Annotated in this window: 16 protein-coding genes; 4 read left to right on the plus strand and 12 right to left on the minus strand. The window is 47.5% G+C overall.

The features are described from left to right. Positions 1–86: 86 nt before the first annotated feature. Positions 87–668: a TIGR00730 family Rossman fold protein gene (locus SFV55_RS15060; protein WP_320030345.1), complete on the minus strand. Its 582-nt coding sequence runs from the start codon at positions 666–668 to the stop codon at positions 87–89. Between the two features lie 283 nt (positions 669–951). On the opposite strand from SFV55_RS15060, the gene SFV55_RS15065 reads away from it, so the two are divergent. Next, positions 952–3,687 (plus strand): family 78 glycoside hydrolase catalytic domain, encoded by a 2,736-nt coding sequence (locus SFV55_RS15065; protein ID WP_320030346.1) that lies wholly within the window; start codon positions 952–954, stop codon positions 3,685–3,687. A gap of 102 nt (positions 3,688–3,789) precedes the next feature. Continuing rightward, positions 3,790–5,259: a TlpA disulfide reductase family protein gene (locus tag SFV55_RS15070; RefSeq protein WP_320030347.1), complete on the plus strand. Its 1,470-nt coding sequence runs from the start codon at positions 3,790–3,792 to the stop codon at positions 5,257–5,259. A gap of 93 nt (positions 5,260–5,352) precedes the next feature. Here the strand turns inward: SFV55_RS15070 and SFV55_RS15075 are convergent, their stop codons facing one another. From SFV55_RS15075 to SFV55_RS15095, 5 genes are all read right to left on the minus strand, one after another. Further along, complete coding sequence (locus SFV55_RS15075) at positions 5,353–6,432, minus strand: hypothetical protein (RefSeq protein ID WP_320030348.1); 1,080 nt, start codon at positions 6,430–6,432, stop codon at positions 5,353–5,355. Positions 6,433–6,618: 186 nt separating this feature from the next. Beyond that, the gene (locus SFV55_RS15080) at positions 6,619–7,521 is read right to left on the minus strand and encodes a DUF2231 domain-containing protein (protein ID WP_320030349.1); all 903 of its coding nucleotides are present in this window, start codon (positions 7,519–7,521) and stop codon (positions 6,619–6,621) included. Further along, on the minus strand, positions 7,522–8,628 hold the full coding sequence (locus SFV55_RS15085; protein WP_320030350.1) for a 6-bladed beta-propeller: 1,107 nt from the start codon (positions 8,626–8,628) through the stop codon (positions 7,522–7,524). 152 nt (positions 8,629–8,780) lie between these two features. Further along, a complete protein-coding gene (locus SFV55_RS15090; protein WP_320030351.1) occupies positions 8,781–10,286 on the minus strand; it encodes a DUF1501 domain-containing protein in 1,506 nt (501 codons plus the stop codon). A 336-nt stretch (positions 10,287–10,622) separates the two neighbouring features. Next, the gene (locus SFV55_RS15095; protein WP_320030352.1) at positions 10,623–13,844 is read right to left on the minus strand and encodes a DUF1553 domain-containing protein; all 3,222 of its coding nucleotides are present in this window, start codon (positions 13,842–13,844) and stop codon (positions 10,623–10,625) included. A gap of 139 nt (positions 13,845–13,983) precedes the next feature. Here SFV55_RS15095 and SFV55_RS15100 point away from each other — a divergent pair, with 139 nt between their 5' ends. Then, positions 13,984–14,355, plus strand: coding sequence for a hypothetical protein (locus SFV55_RS15100; RefSeq protein ID WP_320030353.1), 372 nt, complete (start codon positions 13,984–13,986; stop codon positions 14,353–14,355). Positions 14,356–14,375: 20 nt separating this feature from the next. On the opposite strand, the gene SFV55_RS15105 is transcribed toward SFV55_RS15100, so the two are convergent. The 3 genes from SFV55_RS15105 to SFV55_RS15115 form a co-directional block, all read right to left on the minus strand. Continuing rightward, entirely contained in the window at positions 14,376–15,134 is a 759-nt protein-coding gene (locus tag SFV55_RS15105; RefSeq protein WP_320030354.1) for a hypothetical protein, read from the minus strand. Between the two features lie 101 nt (positions 15,135–15,235). Then, positions 15,236–16,207 (minus strand): tetratricopeptide repeat protein, encoded by a 972-nt coding sequence (locus SFV55_RS15110; RefSeq protein ID WP_320030355.1) that lies wholly within the window; start codon positions 16,205–16,207, stop codon positions 15,236–15,238. Positions 16,208–16,325: 118 nt separating this feature from the next. Beyond that, positions 16,326–17,354: a DUF4340 domain-containing protein gene (locus SFV55_RS15115; protein WP_320030356.1), complete on the minus strand. Its 1,029-nt coding sequence runs from the start codon at positions 17,352–17,354 to the stop codon at positions 16,326–16,328. A gap of 184 nt (positions 17,355–17,538) precedes the next feature. On the opposite strand from SFV55_RS15115, the gene SFV55_RS15120 reads away from it, so the two are divergent. Beyond that, the gene (locus tag SFV55_RS15120) at positions 17,539–18,558 is read left to right on the plus strand and encodes a DUF4291 domain-containing protein (RefSeq protein WP_320030357.1); all 1,020 of its coding nucleotides are present in this window, start codon (positions 17,539–17,541) and stop codon (positions 18,556–18,558) included. Positions 18,559–18,822: 264 nt separating this feature from the next. Here the strand turns inward: SFV55_RS15120 and gldG are convergent, their stop codons facing one another. Genes gldG through SFV55_RS15135 form a run of 3 tightly spaced genes read right to left on the minus strand, consistent with a single transcriptional unit; the run spans position 18,823 to position 21,948 of the window. Further along, the gene (gene gldG / locus SFV55_RS15125) at positions 18,823–20,541 is read right to left on the minus strand and encodes a gliding motility-associated ABC transporter substrate-binding protein GldG (protein WP_320030358.1); all 1,719 of its coding nucleotides are present in this window, start codon (positions 20,539–20,541) and stop codon (positions 18,823–18,825) included. 2 nt (positions 20,542–20,543) lie between these two features. Continuing rightward, a complete protein-coding gene (gene gldF / locus SFV55_RS15130; RefSeq protein ID WP_320030359.1) occupies positions 20,544–21,275 on the minus strand; it encodes a gliding motility-associated ABC transporter permease subunit GldF in 732 nt (243 codons plus the stop codon). A 4-nt stretch (positions 21,276–21,279) separates the two neighbouring features. Next, positions 21,280–21,948 carry a hypothetical protein gene (locus SFV55_RS15135; RefSeq protein ID WP_320030360.1) on the minus strand — a complete coding sequence of 223 codons (669 nt, stop codon included), beginning with the start codon at positions 21,946–21,948 and terminating at the stop codon, positions 21,280–21,282. Positions 21,949–21,954: the final 6 nt, after the last annotated feature.

A 21,954-nucleotide genomic window follows, 5' to 3' on the forward strand; every position in this document is an offset into this window, starting at 1 on the left:
ACGTGGCAATTCATGTCCTTCGCTTCTGAGATACAAAAATGTCCAGTTGTATGACCATGGACTTGTTTGAAATTTTTACACCTCCTTTACACATCCTCCTTCCGAATCCACTTAGGCACATGAATCGGCTGATAATTCCTCATCTTTTCCAATAATGCTTTAGGCTCTTTGGCATCCAGAATCAGCCCCCGATTTTCTGTTTTTAAAAACTCATCCGTCACTGCACGGCCCAAAAACTCAATCAGACTATCATAAAAACTCAGGATGTTGAGCAGCCCCAGGGGCTTTTCATGCAAACCCAATTGCGCCCAGGTACACAACTCAAACAACTCATCTAGCGTGCCGAAACCACCCGGCATGGCGATGGCCCCATCCGATATTTCGAACATCTTCATCTTGCGCTCGTGCATGGTTTCGGTGTAAAACATTTCGGTCACTCCTGGATGTTCCACTTCCTTGTGGGCCAAAAAATGGGGAATCACCCCGATTACTCTACCTCCATTTTCCAATACCGCATCGGCAATCACGCCCATGAGGCCTACTTTTCCACCCCCGTACACCAGGGTGAGGTTTTCTTGCACCAACAATTCGCCCATTTGGCGGGCTACCTGGGTATACTTAGGGTCGGCACCGGTATTGGCTCCGCAAAAAACGGTTAATGCACGCATGAGTACTTTTTTTGCAAAGAAAAGCAGCTTGGGGGCGATAAAAAAATAAATGTTCATTTTGCTAGAGGATTAGATAAGTAAACGGTTCAATTTAAGTGTCTTATCTAATCCTCTGGCTAAGGAAAAATGAACATTTATTTTTGCCCCAATACTTGGTTTATTCCATACTGTTTTTTCAAAAAAATTATCATAATAGGGATAAATCGTGGAAAAATCAGGATATTTAATTCAACTGCTCCATTGCAGACACAGCCTATTCAGTAAAGTCCTACAATTTTTAACCATGTCAGCAAGAATATTAGCCCTGTTCGTCTTTTTTTTACCCCTGACCCTCAACGCCATTGCGCCCTTACAGGTGGCTCAACTGACTTGTGAGTACCTGGAAAACCCGCTGGGGATTGATGTGGCCAAGCCACGTTTGTCCTGGACTATTAGTGCTACTGCCCGCAATCAAAGCCAGTCCGCCTACGAAATCGTCCTCCATACCGATCAAAAACAATTGGAGCAAAACAAGGCCAGCATCTGGTCAACTGGCAAAATCAATTCCGCTCAAAACCTGCATATTGAATACGCCGGACCAGCCCTGCAATCCTTCACCCGCTACTTTTGGAAAGTAAAAGTTTACAACCAAAACGGGGAAGCTTCGGAGTGGAGCAAAACCGCCTGGTTTGAAACAGCCATGATGAGCCCCAAGGACTGGCAGGCGAGTTGGATCAACGATGGCAGTATACCTCCCACTCAGGAAGAAAAATACTACGAAGATGACCCGATGCCGATGTTTCGCAAGCAGTTTTCGACCAGTAAAAAAATCAACTCAGCGCGTTTGTACATCTGTGGACTGGGTTACCACGAAGCCTTTTTGAATGGGCAAAAAATTGGGGATCATGTGCTCGATCCTGGGTTTACCACCTATCGCAAACAGGCCTTGTACGTGGTGCATGATGTGACCAACCAGGTACAAAAAGGAAACAATGTTTTTGGAGTCCAATTGGGCAATGGCTGGTGGAATCCCCTGCCACTGCGCCTGTTTGGCCGCTGGGATTTGCGCAATTTTCAGGAAACGGGCCGCCCTTGTTTGCGGGCCGAAATCCACCTGACTTACAGCGACGGCAGCAAAGAAATAATCGCCAGCAATGACACCTGGGAAACCGCGCCAAGCTCCATCATCCGCAACAACGTCTACCTCGGTGAACACCAGGACGCCCGCCTGGAACGCAGCTTCAATGAGGCAAAACCCTGGTCAAAAGCCAGCTTGTGCAAAGGCCCTAGTGGTGAACTGACCGCTCAAATGCAGCCACCCATCCGCATCACCAAAACGATTCGCCCGCGCAGCATCAAGTTGATCGGGAAGGATACTTTTTTGGTGGACATGGGGCAAAACTTCGCCGGGGTGGCCAGCTTCAAAGTCAAAGGCCCGGCCGGGGCCAAAATCACCATGCGCTATGGGGAGGATACCCTAAAAAACGGCCACCTGAACTGGTGGACTACCGTGGCCGGCCAAATCAAGGAAGCCTGGCGACTCAGCGGTGGCCCGGGAGCTCCCAAAACCGCCTGGCAAAAGGACGAATACATCTTGCGCGGCGATGCCCTCGGGGAAACTTTTGTGCCTCGCTTTACCTTCCACGGCTTCCGTTACATTGAGATCGTGGGCTGGCCGGGTCAGGCACCTGCTCTGGACGATATCCAGGGCCTGCGGATGAATACGGACTTATCACCCAATGGCAGTTTTGAGTGCTCCAATGCGCTATTCAACCAATTGCACGAAGTCATTCAATGGACTTTTTTGAGCAACGTATTTAGTGTACAATCGGACTGCCCCGCCCGCGAAAAAATGGGCTACGGTGCGGATATGGTGGTGAGCTCCGAAGCGTTTTTGTACAACTACAACATGGCCAATTTTTACGGCAAGACCGTACGCGACTTTGCCAATGAACAGCGCCCTGAGGGGGGGATCACCGAAATTGCCCCTTTTACCGGTATCGCCGATCGGGGCTATGGCGACCAGTCGGGTCCACTGGGTTGGCAGCTGGGTTTTCCTTTTTTGCAAAAGAAACTGTACGAGTTCTATGGCGACAAACGGGTAATCGAGCAGTATTACCCGGCCTTCGAACGGCAGATGGCTTTCCTGCAAAGCAAGGCTGTCGGCAATCTCTTCTACTGGGACATTAGCGACCACGAAGCGCTGGACACCAAGCCGGAGGCCCTGACTGCCGCCGCTTTTTATTACCACCATGCCCTGCTGATGACGGAGTTTTCCGAGATTTTAGGGAAAAAAGAAGCCGCGGAGAAATACCAGAAACTGGCCGCTAACATCAAACGCGCCATTGTGAACCATTACCATGTGAATGGCACCGGGCGTTTTGACAATGCAACCCAGTCGGCGCAATTGTTTGCCTTGTGGTACGGTCTTGCACCCGATCGCAAACAGACCTTGGACGTGCTCCAGCAGGAGTTTCAACGCCACAACATGCACGTTTCCACGGGTATTTTTTCCACCAAATACCTCTTTGACGTGCTGCGGGAAGAAAATCTGAACGAGTGGGCCTACCAGATCGCCAACCAGCGCGATTACCCGGGTTGGGGCGATATGCTGGCCAAAGGGGCTACCACCTTGTGGGAAACCTGGGGCGACCCTGGGTTCACCTATTCGGCCAATCACCCCATGTTTGGCTCCATCGATGAATGGTTTTACCGCTCGCTGCTGGGAATCAACCCCACCGCTCCCGGTTTTTCCAAAGTCATCATCAAGCCCCAACCAGCTGGGGATTTGACCTGGGCAAAAGGGGCTTACCAGTCGGTGCAGGGTAAAATTGAAAGTGATTGGAAAATTCAGGGTTCCACTTTTTCGCTGCGGGTGAACATTCCTGCGAATGTGCAGGCGGCGGTCTGGATCAAGTGTAAGGAAAATGGCCGGGTCACGGAGAATGGAGTGGCTTTGAGTGGGCTGAAGTATCGGGATGGGTATGCGGTGGTAGAAGTGGGATCGGGGGAGTATCGCTTTGAGGCTGAATACCAATAATTTTGAGGGCGACAATTGTTGTGTTGTATGTTAAAATAAATTATTTTCGTCTGTAGTTTAAATAAATACACACCAACACTTGTCACCTCAAAATTAGAATAGATGAAATTATCCTCTTTTTTATTACTAAACTGGCTGCTGTTGGCCTGGAACGCCAATAACCTCGCTCCAAAAGAAGTCACAATCTCGGGGAAAGTCAATGCAGGCACCCTTAAAGAAGTGATTTATACGATCCCCCATCGAGGGATTTTCCATTGGGTGCTTAAAGCGAGTGCCCCGGTTGATGCGCAGGGGAATTTTCAGATTAAAATTCCATGTGAACAAACTTCCATTGTGGCCATTGGCGGGTCCGACCAAACCAAAAAGACCCTGATCCTTAGCCCAGGGGAGCACTACACACTCAGTCTCGGCGCAGAAAAAGACGAAGATTTTTTTGAAGCAAAAGGCCCCAACGAGGCCGGGCAAAAATTGTTTCATGCCCTGCCGAACCCAGGATTTGTGCAAGCCGCTGCCCGTAAGTATTTTAAAGATACCGTCATCAGCGAGATCAAATCCAAAATCGCGGCAGAAAAAGCCAAAGACCTGGAACCCTTTTCTGCCTTGCTCAAGGCCAAAAAAATCACCCCGGCTTTTTTTGAATTGGTCAAAGCAGATCGGGATTGTTATTATGCTACCATGCAGGCACAGATCGTTTGGGTGAAATTGCTGCGAACCGATCCTGATAAAATCAAAAGCTTTTCTCCTGTCTATCAATCCTGGTTTGCGGAAACAATGAAAGAATACCCTATCAACAACAAGAGCTTAACTCGCTCCTTTTGGTGGCAGGAGTATGCGGATACCTATCAGGGTGTTTCGATGTTTTTAGACAAGGATTTTGACCCCAAGCAACTCGAAGCGCACTATAAAAACGAAACAATTCATACGTTTAAAATGAAAGATGCCCCAAAACGGTTTAGTGGGGAGTTTTTGGAGTATTTTCAATTTTCTTACCTCTATAGTGCCTGTTTGCAAAAGGAATATGAAAAGGAGCTGATTGCTTTGGTGGAACAGTTCAAACAACAGTATCCTCAAAGTCCCTTCACCAAGTATCTCCAACCTTTGGTCGATCCCATTGTTGAATACCATCAGGCTCAAGCCGCTGGCTTTTCAGACCAATACAAATTTGTAGAAAACTACGCCGACCTCAATTCCCTGGAAGAAGCACTCCAGTCATTTAAAGGGAAAAAATTGTACATTGATGTATGGGCAACCTGGTGTGGCCCCTGCAAGGCCGAGTTCGCCCATAAAGAAGGCCTTAAAAAACTGTTGGCGGAAAAAGGCTACGACATCTTGTACATCTCCATTGATGAACCCGAGCGGGAGGAGGCCTGGAAAGGTATGATCAAGTATTACAAATTGGAAGGCAATCACCTGCGGACCAACAAAGACTTTACCAATGATTTGGTGAAGATTTTTGATCAAGGGGGCAGTTTGTCCATTCCTTGGTACCTCATCGTCAACGAGGAAGGAGAAATCGTAACAACCAAGGCCAAAAGACCTTCCAATTTAAAGGGTTTGGAAGGGCAGTTGTAGGAATATAAGCCAATTTTTTATCCGAAGTACGGATGAGTGTTGCTCAAATACAAGGAGGAATCTTATTCGTACTTCGGATTTGGCAAGGATGGGTTAATTTTTCGGCAATTCCTCCGTGGGTGGCGGCGGCGGACCAGATTCCAGTATTTTGTCCAATTCCTGAATGTTTTTGATTTTTTCCCGAGGAATAAAAACCACTGATTTCAGCTTGCTATTGGGATCAGTCTGGTATTCAAAGGCCAGTTGAAACAACATTTTTTTATTGGCTATAAAATTGAATACCTGAAAAGTATGCTTGTCTTTTTTTGTTTCATCTTCGGGCCTGGTCATCGCAAAGGCCCCGCGATTTGCCTTAAAAATGGTTTGTGCTTTGATTAAAGTTGGTTTGGCTATATTAAAATTCTGAACACCAATGAATTGATCGCTAAGTTTGTCGGTGATTGATTCCTTAAGGGCTTCGATCACATTCCAGGCTGATCTGCTATAGTTTCTTCTGAGTTCCCAAAAAATACGGTCACCCCAGATGGCTGCTTTTGAATCTGCACTGGCATTGATCATGGTCGAGCAATTGGTAAAGAAATAGCCAGAGATAAGGCTACTAAATTGTTTGCTGGAATTTTGATCCTGGAACTTGTAATCCAAAAATAATTTTGAACGGTGATCGGCCATATTTGCCTGAGAGCATTCAAGCAAAATTTGATTTCTCAGGGAATCTTGTTGCTTGTAAGTCAACTTTTGCTGGTCGATGGTTCCCGCTTTTTTCTCCAGACAATCACAAACAACTTTTCCAAATTCAACGAGGGTAGGTTTTATATCGTTGTTGTTTGAACTTTTGCCATAAAGTGACAGGTGAAATTCACTGCCTTTGAGGGCTTTGCGCGCAATAGGTACCAGGACTTCTCCGCCCAATAATCCTGCATCCGGTTTTAAGCCCCCTTTCAAGGTGAGGTACTGAACAAGGTCTTTGTTGTCAATGCTAAATATTTTTTGGTCCCATTCCTTTTCAACTTTGATGTACTCGTCGGTCAAGTAAAAGAAAGGGATGTGTTTGGCCAAACTATCCCGCCAGGCATTGGCGATTTTATCTTCGAGTTGTTCAGGCGTTTGTGCGAATCCAAAGGTGGTGATGGCAAGCAAAAAAGCCAGGGAAATCAGTTTTTTTACAGGATTCATGGGATTAGAATCTTGGTGTGATGGAATAGACAGCAAGATAGACTTTGTCGCTTAGTTAGTCAAGATAAAAAACAAAATAATTACCAGTTTGCGCGTCTTTTACTTGGATTCAAGTCATCCCAATAACTCCAAGGCGTCAAATTTTGACTATGCATTTTACTGGTCTTCTTGATGCAAAACTCAAGCTTATTGCTTCCAATGGTAAATCCTCTTTACACCTGAATTTTGTAGCTTTTCAACCGTACCAGTACTAACCTGAGTCTCGTTCAGGTTCAATGCTTCCAGGTGTTTTAAGCCCATTAAAACTTCCAGTACCCCATCCCCAACCGGATTTTTCCCCAATTTTAACTTCTCCAGATTCCGACAAGCTTTTAACCAGGACAAATCTTTTTCCGAAAGCCCATTGTCCGACAAATTCAACCAAACGATACTCGGGGCAACTGCTTGTAAAGATGGCTGCATTTCTGCGATGGATTTTCCCGATTGGGCCGGCAAGGTCAGGTCCAACATCACCGGGCGTTTGAGCATGAAACGCACATTGAAACCCAATTGGCGCAATTGTTCCACTGCCTGGGTATCCACCTCCATGGGCAGATCGGGATTGACTTTGGGTATTTCGAGGGCCGTACTATCCACCACAGCAACTTTGCGGATTGGTTTTTCAGCTTCGTTCGCTGCCCGCCAGGAGAGGTAATCACTGCCATGCGTCAAACTGCCGCCCTGGTGCCCGGTGTAGGCGATCAAACCGCCCAAAGCAAGGAGTAACGCGCTCACCCAGCGCGAACCTGCCTGGCTTTGTTTGCGAAAAAACACCGCATTGAGCAGCCAAAGTCCGCCGCTGGCCCCTGCTACAATCCAACCTGCCTGTTGGTGGGTTTGTAAACTGCTGAAATCGTAGTCGCCCGAATTGGCCAACAAATACCCCGTCAAACAAGACAAAAGTGCGGCTACAAAGCCCAAAAACAAGGTTATGGGCACCGCAGCGCGGTATTGTACAAACGCGCTGCGGTAAGCCAATAGGTCCATCAAAATGGCCAGTAGCAAAAAGCCAATGGGCAAATGAACCAGCAGTGGGTGGAAGTAGCCCATTTAAACTCTGGTTAATTTAACTGGAGTACTGTGGTTGGCATTCCACTGGCACACATAAACGTTTTTGTCATTGTCCACACACACATCGTGGCCGTGGTGGAACACCCTATTGCTCAGTGCCAGGGAAGGCTGCAATACCCCATTTTTATAAACTGGTGCCGTACCGCCTGGATTGGAAACAACTTTGTTGTTGGCATCCAGAATGGTCACAAAACCAGAATCACCCTGGCGATTGCCCGCTGCATCCTTGGACCAACACACCCCTGCATACAAATTTTGGCCATCCATCACCGGGCGACAAACGTACAAGCCCGGCAGGTCGATGCGCTTGATGTATTTGCCATCCAGGCTGAACACCTTGAAGCAGTTTTCTTCCCGCGAGGTACAAATCAGTACTGGGTTTTTAGGGTCGCGGGTATCTACCACTACGCCGTGGGCATTGACAAGATTGTGCTCTTTGTTGGCGTTGTTGCGGCCACCAAAATGCCGGATGTATTGGCCTTTGCTGTTGTATTGGATGATGTAATCGGAGCCGTAGCCATCCGCCACATACAGGTCACCATTGGGCGCAACAGCGGTTTCGGTGGGTTGAAAGCGCTCATCATCCTTGTAAATGCCAATGGTGCGGGGATGCCCGATGCTGAAGATGATGCGGCCAGTCAGGTCGGTTTTGATGACCTGACCAGACTGCGCTTTGCCAGCTCCGTATTTGTCCTGGTAATACCCACAATCGACAATCCATAAAAAGTCCTCGCCCCCTTCTTTGCTGAGGGTCAAGCCGTGACCGCCGGGGTAGGCGTGCCCCCAGGAATCGAGCAAGTTGCCGGATTGGTCAAAGATCAGGATGTTGTTGTGGGTATGGTCGCCCAATAGGATCAAACGCCCCTTGCTGTCCTGAACCATCTCGTGGCAGTTGATCAGCGGGTTGGTATTGGCGCTGATTTTGGCCCAGCCTCTGTTTACTTTGTAGGTGAATTCGCCATGTCCGATGATGGTATCTTCGGGCTGGAGCTCTGGATGCAAAATGGAAAAACCAAAGCTGGGACTGGCCACTGCGGCAGCGGAGGCCAAAGCAGCATTGCGAATGAATTTTCTGCGTGGATGCATAACTGATGTATGTTGGTGTGAGGTTGAGAAAGTTGATAAGTTGAGTAGTTGAGGCTACCGCAAGAATGGGTGTGAGTGTGATGTGTGGGTGTGATGTGTGTCACCACTGCGCTAGCCTCAACTACTCAACTTATCAACTACTCAACTAATTTTCAAGCCAAAATTCCCTTCACCACTTTCCCATGCACATCCGTCAACCGGAAGCGCCGCCCCTGAAACTTGTAAATCAACTGCTCGTGGTCAATGCCCATCAGGTACATCAAGGTCGCATGAAAATCGTGCACATGCACCGGGTCTTTGACAATGTTGTAACTGAAATCGTCGGTTTCGCCAAAACTAAATCCCGCTTTGACTCCGGCACCGGCCATCCACATCGTGAAACAACGCGGATGGTGATCCCGCCCGTAATTGTCCGCGGTAAGAATACCCTGAGAGTACACCGTCCGCCCGAATTCTCCACCCCAAATAACCAAGGTATCCTCCAACAAGCCCCTGCGTTTGAGGTCGGTGATGAAAGCCGCCGTAGGCTGATCGATGGTCTGGCATTGCTGCTTCATGCCACCTGGCAAACCGCCGTGGTGATCCCAGCCCTGGTGGTACAATTGCACGAACTTAACATCTTTTTCCAATAGTTTGCGTGCCAAAATACAATTGGCCGCATAAGTTCCCGGATCCCGGCTAGTAGGGCCGTACAATTCAAAGGTTTCATCCGTCTCTTCCGAAATGTCCATCACTTCGGGCACCGAGGTTTGCATGCGGTAAGCCATTTCGTACTGGGCGATGCGGGCATTCACCTCCGGGTCGCCGTAAGCCTCGTTTTGTAGTTGATTGAGCTGTTTGAGGTAATCGAGCATTTCCTGGCGGTCGGCCCCGTCGTAACCTTCCGGGTTGTTGAGGAACAAAACGGGGTCTTTACCCGAACGGAACTGCACGCCCTGGTGCTCGGAAGGCAAAAAACCATTGCCCCACAAACGAGCGTACAAAGGTTGGTCGCGGGGAGCATCCTTGGAAACCAGGACGATAAAAGTGGGCAAGTTTTGATTGTCTGAACCCAGGCCATAACTGATCCAGGAGCCAATTGAAGGCCGCCCCGGGAGCTGATTGCCGGTTTGGAAAAAAGTCAGTGCCGGGTCGTGGTTGATGGCTTCGGAAAAAACCGATTTGACGATGCACAAGTCGTCTACCACCTTGGCCGTATGGGGCAACAAGTCACTAACCCAGGTTTGGCTTTGCCCATGCTGGTTGAATTGGCAAAAGGCAGGAGCGATGGGTAAACTGGCTTGATTGGCGCTCATGCCAGTTAGGCGTTGGCCTTTTCGTACCGAATCGGGCAGGTCTTGGCCTAAAAGATTTTGGAGTTTGGGTTTGTAATCAAAGGTTTCAAACTGCGACGGCCCACCACTCATGAAAAGGTACACAATTCTTTTGGCTTTGGGGGCAAAATGGGGCAAGGAGTTGAGCATGGCTTGCTGGAAATCTTCGCCTGGCATGGATGAAGGTCCCTTCGAAATGGAACGGGTGCCCAAGAGTGTCCCAGTAGCGATGGCCCCCAAACCCAGCGCCGTTTTGAGCAAAAAAATGCGCCGATCCCATTGTTTGTTCAAGGAATCAAATTCGGGGGTATGGAGCCGAAATGGGTCGTGGTTATGAGTTGACATCTTGCTTGATCACTTTACTATTGAAATTACAAAAATTGGGCTTACACGATTTGTCAGACAAAGGCGAATAGCGGCAGAGCCGCGTAACGTCATTAGATACAGAGCCTGAATATTGGATAAAGGTGCAGCGCACCGAAACCTTTAAATCTGTACAATCCATCTGAAAATCGTGTTATTGTTTCGGTGCTACGCACCTTTAAAACTGATCTTCGTTCCCTTGGCTACAGACGTTTCGCGGCTATGCCGCTGGTCGGCTCAGTCTGGTAAATTACAGGCCACCACTTTTGTCGCCTTAAACTGAATCTGACTTGGAATATAGCTTTAAATCCAGGTTTTTCATCGTTTACTTAGCGTCGCATCCGAATTCATAATTGTATTCGCCACCACCGCATTCGCCGCCAGTGCCGCTTTATCCAATTTTGGATCCAGTTTGTACAAACCCGCTTCCAGCCAGCCTTTGGCCTTTTCTGGATATTGGTGAAACTTTTCCTGCTCTACGCGTTGTAAGCGCAGCAAAAGCGCCAATTCCGCCTTCGAAGGCTGCAAACCCGTTAACTTCCGGTACACCGTAGCAATGGCCTTGGGCGCATCCGGGATTTTGCACATTTGTTCTCCCAACACCTTCGATGCTTCAATAAAAGTGGGGTCGTTCAAGGTCACCAAGGCCTGTAAAGGGGTGTTGGTTTTTTGCCGCCGCACCACGCAGTAACTGCGCGAACCCGCATCAAAAGTAGCGAGGGTTGGATTGGGTACTGAACGTTTGACCAGGATGTACAAACTCCGGCGGTACACCGCATCGGTAGTATCGGCCTCGTAGTTGGCACTATTGATTTCCCATAGACCCGCTGGTTGGTAGGGTTTGATGCTTTTGCCACCGATTTTTGGATTCAATAAACCGCTGGCCATTAAGGCGTTATCGCGAATTTGTTCGGCTGAAAGCCGAAAAGCCGGGCCGCGTGCCAGCAGGCGATTTTCGGGGTCTTTTTCCCGCAAAGTTTTGTCTACCCGCGAATCCTGCCGATAGGTGGCCGATAGTACGATGAGCTTTTGCAAGGCTTTGACATCCCAACCCGACTCAATGAATCGCAGCGCCAGCCAATCCAACAATTGCGGATGACTGGGCATTTCGCCTTGATTGCCAAAGTCTTCGGTGGTTTTGATCAGCCCGGTGCCAAAGTAGTTTTGCCAAAAACGATTGACCGCCACCCGGGCCGTCAGGGGATGTTCGGGCAAACATAGCCATTTGGCCAGCCCCAGGCGGTTTTTGGGCAGGTTTTTGGGCCAGGCCAAAATGGAGGCTGGTGTATTGGGAAAAACCTGCTTGCCGGGCATGTCGTAGTTCCCCCGGTTCAGCAGGAAGGTCTTTTTGGGCTGCTTCATTTCCTGCATCACCATCAATTCTTCGACCTGCTCGATGGAGTCAGAGAGTTCGGTACGGCGTGCCTGGAGGGTTTTGCGGGCTTCTTGTAGGAGGGGCGAAACGGCTTGTTGGTAATAAGCCAATAAATGGTCCTTTTCGGCTTTGCTCAATTGTGCCACTGCTTTATTCGCCACCTTGGCCCAGCTCTGTTTTTGCGCCAGCACCGCCACTTCAAAAGGCGTCAACTCCCGATTGTACACGCTGATGTCGTCCACCTGCCCACCTTTAAAGCCGAGGCCCCGCCACCAGGCACCGATTTGTAAACCCGGCTGGGGATTGCCCACCAGCAGGATGTCTTTGTACAACTGATCCATGGTGGTTTCCATAGCCAGCACTTGTCCATCCTGGTACAAGTTGAACCCCGCAGCACGCGAAGAACCATCGTAAGTGAGGGTCAGATACAACCAGCGATTGCGGGGCACGGATGCGGTACTCACTCGGGTAAGGGCATTGGAGGGGGCGGTATGCGCCATGTTGATTTCGAGGCGGTCATTTTTGAGGTAGACGTGAAAGCCTCGGAAATTGTACAAACGTTCGGCGCTGCTTTTGTGGAACAATACACCTTCTTTCAGCGCCTTTGGAATCCAGACCTTGATGCCGATGCTGAAGGGCTCGGATTTGCGGAAAACGCCCACTTCGCCCAGGTCGAGGTATACGTCGCCGTCGAGCGCGAGGGCTTTACCTGAGTTCACATTGACAAAATTGGGCTTATCTCCGGTCATGCCTGTTTCCCGTTTCATGATGCCGAGCTGTTTGGGGTTGACCTGGTTTTTTAGGTCACTGGCATCGAAGCTATAATGGGCTTGCAGGCCGGGTTGGGGGATCTTTTCCGTGGTTAATTTTTGTTGTTGGCCCTTTTTTAACCAATCTTCAAAGGCTGCTATGGTTTGGGGGCTGAGTTTTTCCACCGCTTGTTCCTGCTCGGCAATGGATTTTTGGATGGAGGCCAGCATTTTCTCCTGCTTTTTTGTGGGCAAGAGCAAAGTTGGCGTAGGGAGGGCGCCATCCCAGGAGATTTGGCCCGCTTCTTTGACGTTGTTGAAAAAGGAAAATAGCTCGTAATAATTCTGCTGCGAAAGGGGATCGTACTTATGGTCGTGGCACTTGGCACAACCTACCGAGAGGCCTAAAAAAGCATCGCCGAAGGTATTGGTGCGGTCCACCACGTACTCGGTCTGAAACTCTTCTTCGATGATGCCACCTTCCAGGTTTTGGGGGTGGTTGCGGTTGAAAGCAGTGGCAATCAACATTTCTCGACTGGGTTTGGGCATTAAGTCGCCGGCCAATTGCCACTGGATGAATTGGTCGTAGGGCTGGTTGCGGTTGAAAGCCTGAATGACCCAATCGCGGTACGGCGACATGTCGCGCAAGCGATCCACGGTGTAGCCATGAGAATCGGCAAAACGCGCCAAATCCAGCCAATCCACCGCCATTTTTTCGCCGTAATGGGGCGACTTAAGCAGGCGATCTACCTGTTTTTCGTAGGCATTGAGGGATTTGTCTTGTTCAAAGGCGTCGATTTCAGCCAGGGTAGGAGGGAGGCCGGTCAGGTCGAGTGACAATCGGCGCAAGAGCATAGCTTTTGAGGCTTCTTTGGCAGGCTGGAGTTTTTCGGACTCCAGTTTTTGCAAGACAAAATTGTCGATGGGGTTTTTGACCCAGTCGTTTTTCTTTACTGTAGGGATTTTAGGTTGTTTTGGTGCGACAAAAGCCCAGTGGGGCTGGTATTCTGCTCCATTTTTGATCCATTGGATGAGGATGGCTTTTTCCCGATTGCTCAAACTGAGGTGAGACTCGGGCGTGGGCATGAGGTACTCGGGGTCATCGGAAATGATGCGGTGAAAGACTTCACTGCGGCGCAAACTGCCTTTGGTGATGGCCACTTTGCCGGGACTTTCTTCCAGTTGGGCGTAAGCGCCTTCAGGCAGGTCGAGGCGCAGGCCTGCTTTTTGCTTGGCTTTGTCGGGCCCATGGCAGGCAAAACACTTGTCGGAAAGAATGGGTTTGACGTGGAGGTTGTAGTCCAGCTCAGCGGGCAAGCTTGCGAGTTCTGCTTGCAGTTCCGGCGGTAGCTCGGAGGAACAGGCGCAGCAGAAGAGTGCGATGATGAGGCCAAGAAACCATTTTTTTTCTAACATCTTAAAATCTCTTAAAATTCAGCCATGCCAAAATAAGAAAATTTAGAATGATTCATGGTGGTGAAAAAAATAATTATTTGTTTGTTTTTTTAATTAAAAAAACTATTTTTAATCTCTGGCAAAATAAAACACCTACTTTATGGCCAAACCCATTGATTATGACGCTTTATTAAAGGATTTTGTAGATTTACCTAAGGATTTGGAGAATGAATTTCAGCAAACTCAATTTTCATTGGCATTTCCAAACGAAGAAAAAATGATCATCAGTGAAGGAACTAAAGACTTTGCATTAGGCTTGTACGAACACATCTTCGGGTACAATCCAACTCAGGCATTAAAAGGAGAGCGCCAAAAGGCAGAAGAAGAGCGCCAACGCATCAACACCACGATTCTTAATCTTCATCAATCGGCCAAGATATCTGCAGCTGAAATAGCCAATATCGTAGTAATCGATTTGGAGAATGTTGAAACATTGATCGCAGAAAGTCAAAATTCAGTACACACCTCGTGATTCTGGCTGCTTCCCTGAAGTTAAAATTTAGGCCGCCCCATATTTTTCAAATCCAAAACTACCACCGTATCCTCCGCCATCTCCGTAAAAGTGTAAATCTTCACCTTCCCATCCTTCATTTTGGTCACAAAACCAGGAAATGCATTAAAAGCCTTAACTAATTCCTGGTTCAAACCATCATCATCATCCGTTTCATACAAGCCATCGCTGCCCATCAGGCCGTAAGTTTTTCCAGCTTGAGGCAGAGGTGGGATTTGCCATTCCCGGATTTCAAAGGTGTACAATTCTTTCCATTGGTTCTTTTTATAACTCAACAAGCGGCAAAAATTGATTGAAGATTGTTGGGGGGAACTGGCTACGTAAGAAACTTCATCACCACCATCGCCATCCAGATCACCTTCGTTTTTGAGCCAAATCGGGCCGAGAATGCCGGAAACCGGGATGGTGTCCAGTTTTGAATTGCTGCAAAGCAAAAAGGATTGGCACTTGCGGACTTCTGCAGAGTCATACAACACCCATACATCCTCAATGCCTTTGAAATATTTATTGGTTTCTTTTTGGTCTCGGTGGCTGTAGTAAAATTCAGTTAAGGTTTCTTGCTGACCGTCGCCATCGAAATCGCCAGTTATTTTGAAGCGGTGGCCCCAGATTGGTTTGATTTTTTCAGGCGCTGTGGTTGCTTTTTTTTCAGAAATCACCACTTCTTTCTGTTCATTATTGGAAGGTGTGCAAGTATTGAGTAAGATGAAAATTAGCGTAGCTTGGATTTTAATATTCATGTTTTGATCATTATCACTTGAATCAAAAAGAGTGAAATTAATTAAAACCGCATGGAATTAATCGAAGCACGTATTCGTGGATTTGATTCGAAACCCCAACATCATTTATTCACTATTTGCCCAGTTTTGAAAAACTTGATCCATGTCTCTTTCAATGGGCCGGGGATACTAGCCTCTTTGATGGCCCTGAAATTAGAGTAGAGGGCTTGTTTTCCTTGAGTAATGTACCAGAGTTGAGATTCCGGCCTTTTGTCATTTTTAAAATTTGGGGATTCAATTGTGAAAATAATCCAAGGATAAGTAGCGGTTTCATCTTTTTCAATAAAAGTCAACTTTGCTTTGGGTGCATTGAGTTTGGCTTGTTCATACATGATGTTCATTACCTGATCCATTGGCATGGGTTTAGCGCCAAAGAATGAGGTCATTGTACCCATTTCGGTCCAATTTTCCAGTGTTTCATTGGCACGGATCAATTCCAGCATGGCCATTTGAGTATTTTCCTGACTGCTTCCAATTTTCCAGTTTTCTTCCTCTGGCCAGTTGAGCATAAATGATTCACCGGGTAACTGCTCATTGCCACAAAACTGGGCAAGATAGCGATCAGCTTGTTTGTCTCCATTTTGTCTGGCAGAGGAGAAGTCTTCACAAGCTCCTTTTTTGTTGCCAGTTTGGGCTCGGATTTGCCCACGCAGGGTCAAGGCATTGGGGAAAGCAACATCCAGTTCAATGGTTTTGTCGAGGTCAGGTAAAGCTTCCAGGTATTTTTCTTGACTAACCCAAACGCTTGCTCTGCTGTAATAGGCTTTGATGAATTTGGGGTCCAACTCAATGGTTTTGTCAAAATCACTCATGGCCAGTTTGAAATTTTTCAAAGCCAAAGCACAAACTCCTCGATTGAAGTAGGCTTCTTTGTAGTTGGGGTCAGCTTTGACGGCTTTTTCGTAATCTTTGATTGCGCCCTTATAGTCTTTTTGATTGTGCTTGGCAATGCCGTTCTGGAGGTGTTCGGCAGCGGTTTGGGCAAAAATGGACAATGTGAAAAGTGTAAATAAAACAGTTACGAAGTGTTTCATTTTGACATTATTTAAGGTTTGTTCTGCATTTTGTTTTAAGGAAAATTACCCTGGCTAAACGTTGTTTTTGGGGGTTTTGTTTTTTTCGCATTGAGCTGTATAGGTTTTATATTACTACCTACCGCCCATAAAAAAAATCATACCCCCGCAACACCTTTCGAAACACCCGATCCTGAATCAGCATAAAATCGCCTGAGCTATGGTCCACAAAATAACGCTCCACGGTAGCTCCATCGGAACTGACCCATTGCCCGGTTTTGGGATCAAGGGACATGACTGATTCGGGGAAGATGGGAAATAATTTGGCTTGGGTGGTTTTGCCTTGTTTGTTGGTTACTGTAATCACACTGAAGGGCACAATTTGCCGTACGGAGTCCTTGGCTGGCGTTTCATTTTCAAAAGCTTCGGCCACCAGGCTTTCGAAACCGATCAAAAAGGCTTCCGCACTGCCTTCGCGGTATGGCAAAGGAAGCTTGGGGGTAATTTTATAAAAAGGCCGGATGTCAAAACTACTTCCGCCTTTGCGCTCCAGTTTGAAGGAGCGATTCTTCTGTTTGGGGTATTCAATGCTGACACTTTGGATGTTGTCGGGGTCTTCGGCGAACACCGTTTTGTCGCGCCAATCATCGCCGCGTAGGTTGTAGCGGTAGCGCAAATTGCCTTCCCAGCCGGGTATATGACAAACGAAGGGCTGATCAAAACCATCCATGATCATGTATACGCCGCGTTCATCCTGGGTGCCACTGCCGATATAGTAGGTTTTGACGGGCTGCTCCCCGGATTCGTACAACTCTACCTTGATGCCTTCTCCAGCCAGGTTGTTGACAATGTTTTTGATGGCGGCCTTGGCGGGGATATGGTCGATTTCAACCCTTTGAATGGCATCCAGCAGGTTGTCCATGGCATTGGGTCGGGCTTTGTATTTGCCGTTGTAGAGCCACTCCGGGCCTTTTTTTTCCAACAAAGTAGTCTCGCCATCACGCTGGGCGATGAAGATTTTTTGCAGGCGACTGACGTCTTTGACGGCAAAATTGCGCTCGGCTTTGAGGCCACGCATGAGGGCGTCTTCGCGGTTGAAATAGACGTATCCAACAGCAATTACGCCAAGTATAAAAAAGGAGAGTAAAAGCCAGGTGGTGCGGTTCATGAAAACAAATTAGTTTGGCCGAAATGGTGTGCAAAATTGGAAAAAATCTACATCGGTTTTTAGCTTTTAGCAGTCAATTAGTAAAATTATTTGCTTTATTTTGAAAACCAGGGAACCTGTGTGTAGCATTTCCTGTTTACACGATATTATGAAAAACCAATACCTATTTGAGCAATTTGACTCAATGCTCAAGTCTAAAGACCCTCAAAAAGTTTACGAATTTTACCAACTAGACTTCTCCGAATGTACTGAAGATGATATCCTCCAGATGGAGATGAAATTATTTGAGCAGAGCTGGCACACCCTTCACGATGAGTTGGCAAGCAGTTTTCAAATTAAGCGGAACCCATTAGTAGTCCAACTGCTTTGCAAATCGGTTTTAGAAGAAACAATTCCAGAACTAGAATACAAACCTGTTTCACGAAAATGTACTTGGGCTTTAGCCGATATCGGCACTCAAGAGGCGTTTGATTGTTTAAAAGCCATTGCCCAATCAAAAGATGAAACCCTTGCCGGATATGCCCAAAAACGGATCCTACAATGGGAAGATGAACTGGAACGAAAGGGGCAACTGATTCCAGCTTCAAGGGTGCCATTTGGGAAAAGAATCCGCATTGAACCTTATTCCTTATACCTTGAACGGATGCCCAAAACAGGCAAAAGCATCATTGGCTTCCAAACGGAAGATGAAATTGTGGTTTATCAGGCCTATAAACCAAGTATTGCCCATTACGCTGTAGAAAACCAAACTTTTGGTGGAAAAGACTTTAGTTTCAATCGGATGTCCTGGATCAAGCCCAATTTTTTGTGGATGATGTTCCGTTGTGGTTGGGCTGAAAAGGAGAATCAGGAGCGGGTATTGGCCATTTGGTTGAAAAAACGAGCATTTGAACAAATCCTGAATGAGGCTGTACTCAGCACTTTTGACCAAGAAACGTATAGTACTCATGAAAATTGGCAAAAAGAATTGTCAGAAAAAAACGTGAGGGTACAGTGGGATCCCGATCATGACCCTCAAGGAAATAAACTTGATCGAAAAGCAATTCAACTGGGGTTAAAAGGCGAAACCTTGCATTTTTTTGCCCACGAAGCCATCCAGTACATCGAGGACATCACCGCTTTCGTTAAAAAACAAAATTTATACGTAATACGGGATGAACTGGAAAAACTGTGGGTGCCATCCGAAAGTATCATGAAGTTTTGAGTATCAAACGTTTCTAGGTAAATTTTTCACTCAAGTTTGTCAGAAGTATAGCGCATCAATTGCCACGTGCTTTAGCGCGTGGATGGAGATTGCCTTTTTGATGGGCTTTAGCCCAAGCATTAATTTTTAAACTAGGGCTAAAGCCCATTTTAAAAAAACCTGCTATCCACGCGCTAAAGCACGTGGCAATTGAAGTGCACTGCACCAACGAACGGTTATTTCAAAACACTTCATTATACTTCTAATTGAAATACAAATACCCATTTACACCCTCGCATACCGCCGCTTCCGCCACCATCCATACCCAAACCCGAAAATACCAATCAAAATCAGCGGGAAAACAATATTCACGACCTGCCACCCCGTTTTTTCTTCCTGGGCTCGGGTGGTATCCAACATGCGCAAACGCACCTCTTTGCCCCGTGCGGCAATGATGCCATTTTTGTCCAGCAGGTATTCCACCGCGTTTTGCAGGAATTCCTTGTTGGCGTAAATGAAATTTTCCGCGTCGCTGTAACCGAGGGGCACCACTTGTTCCCGGGTAGGCAAGTACTTGTTTTTGGCCACGTCGCCATCAGATACAACGATTTGGCGAGTAGGAGCACTCACACTTTTGAATTGTAAGCCCAATTGGGTCAGGCCACTCTCCATTTCCGGCGTCAGGCGGTTTTCGTACATCGAGGGGAAAGTACCTTCCAGGGCTACCGCTACCACTTGTGGTCCTTTGTTGAACTTGTCTGGTTGGATGTAGCGCAAAAAGTCCAGTCCCAGGCGTGCCGGCAAGTACTGCAAGCGAGTGCGAGGAGTGGTGCTTAGCAGGGCTGTTTTTTTGACCGACGTTTTGGTGCGGATGGCTGTATCGATGGTGCTCGCGAAAAGCATGTTGACCGGCGCCACCGATTTAGACACCGGGTGATCGGGATTCGACAAAGTCAGAATGTGGTAAGGGAAAGGAATCGGTTGTCTTTGCTGCCGCGAGCCTTGTTTGCCCGTAGCTACCCAAATTTGCGAACATTGTAGGTCAAGCACGAGATTGGGTTGTACCCGTACACCGTATCTGAACAGCAAGTCATCCAGATTGAGTTGGTAGTCTCCGGGGATGTATTCGGGATGAGCAAAGAGACTGTCTTTATCCATGCGCACCATATCGAGCATCCAGAGGATTTTTCCCCCGCCCATCACGTATTGGTCAATTTTGAACTTGTCTTTTTCCGAAAAAGGGCGGAGTGGTTTGGCTACAATCAAGGCTGAAATTTCGGGGTTGATCGAAGTCACACTGTCCAAAACCAGGGTGCCCGTATTGCAAAATTTGCGCAGGGACCCTTCAAAATCGGCCCGTTCGTACTCCCCCAATTCCCCGTGGCCCATGGTAAAAACTACGTTAGGTTTGTTGGCTTCCTGAAGCTTTTGAATGGCGTTGGCCAGTTTGTATTCCAGCAGCGAAACGGCGTTGTTGAGTACCACATCGGGCGATTGGGTATTGTCCTGGTTTTCCATCAGGTTTACTGGATAGGCTCGACCTTTGTAGTTTACCACCGCGTAGGGAAACACGGGCGTATCATCGCGCTGAGCACCTTTCACCACCGTAAAAGACATGGGAAACATGCCTTCCTTGCGCAATTGTTCCATCCGGGCATTGACTTGCTCGGGTTTGCCAGCCATGGGGTTTTCGAAATCGTAATCAATCAGTGCTGATTGACCCCGAAAATCATCCAGGATGTCGATGGTGGAGGCACGCAGGCGCTTCAACTCGGCGGGCAATTTGCCGTCGAGCATCACTTTGACATAAACCACCTCATCCAGATTGCGCAGCATGTTTTTGGTGCCATCGGTGAGGGTGAAACGTTTTTCCTCGGTGAGGTCAAAACTGCGGTACAGGGCAAAATTGCCCAAGCGGGCATTGGCCAGGATATTGATGAAGACCACAATCCCCAGGAAAAGCCCCATTTGCAGGAGGGATTGTGTTTTTTTGCTTTTGCTCATGTTTACCATTTTCTTCTTTCCAGTGAAAAGAGCGTTAATGCCAAAAATAAAGTACTCACGGAAAAAAAGTACACCACATCCCGCGTATCCACAATGCCCCTACTGATCGAGTTGTAGTGGTAGTCGATGCCCAATTTTTGAATCAAATCATCAAAACGCCCTACAAAAACAGGCAGTTTGCTGAAGTAATAAAACCCGTAGTAAAACAAAAAACAGAGGAAGGTCGCCAGCAAAAAGGCCAGGATCTGATTGCTGCTCAGGGAAGAGGCAAAAACCCCGATGGCGGCAAAAATGGCGGCCAGCAAAAACAAACCGAGATAAGAGCCCAGGATTGCCCCGGCGTCCAGGTTTCCTTGCGGAGAGCCCAATTGATAGACCGTGTAGTAGTACAAAACGGTGGGTAGTATTGAAAACAAGACCAGGGCCAGTGCCGCAAAATATTTCCCCAAAATGATGTCGAGGTCGCGCACGGGTTTGGTAGCCAAAAATTCAATGGTCCCGGTCTGTTGTTCTTCGGCAAACATCCGCATGGTGACCGCCGGGATGAGGAACAAAAACACCAGGGGCGCTGTATCAAACAAGGGGGCCAGGGTGGCAAATTTGTTTTCCAAAATGCTGGAGTCCGCAAACACAAATACAAACAGCCCCAAAATCACCAAAAAAACGGCGATGGCGATGTAGCCAATCAGGGAACTGAAAAAGGTGTTTACTTCTTTTTTAAAGATCGTCCACATAAATTTATTTTAAATAGAACGGATTTCGCTCATTGTAAGTCAGGACCATTCTGGGAAGGAGTTCAGCAGTTTTATCCGCTGTAAGGGCTTTGACCGCTTTTTGCAAATCGGGATAATCAGCTACCCACTGAGCCAGGTTTTGTTGATTAAAAGTAGCCCACTCCCCATTCTCCAGGCGTAGCATCTTTTCCTTGATCAGGGTTTCGGTATTCCGTACTTTGCCCTTGCGAAAGGGAATTCCGGTTTCTGGAAAATAGGCCTTGATTTCGACCAAACGTTCCACCTCCGTTTCGTAATTGAACAAACAAATATTCCCAACTACCTGTAGTTCAGCAAAAATAGCCAATTTGCGTTTGACACTATCGGCCGGAATCCGAATGTAGGGCCGCCCGCGCCAACAAATGCCCCAGATAGAATCCAAACTTAGAGTATCCCCACGTTTGTGCCGAATCCATTCCACCTGTACGACTTTTTTCTCCTCATTCACCACTGCTGAAAATTCCACGTTGAACATGGAATACTGCGGTTTGTCTGCTTGGAATGCCGCCAGGTTTGGGTATATCCCATCCTTGAAGGTATAATTGGGTTTAACAGCCGTGCGGTTTTGGGCGCTGGCCGAATAAGATCCCAGGAAGCAGGCAAGGATGCAGAGGTAGATTAAAAGTCGAATCATTTTATT

It is taken from the genome of Haliscomenobacter sp. (assembly GCF_033763495.1).
Lineage (GTDB): Bacteria > Bacteroidota > Bacteroidia > Chitinophagales > Saprospiraceae > Haliscomenobacter.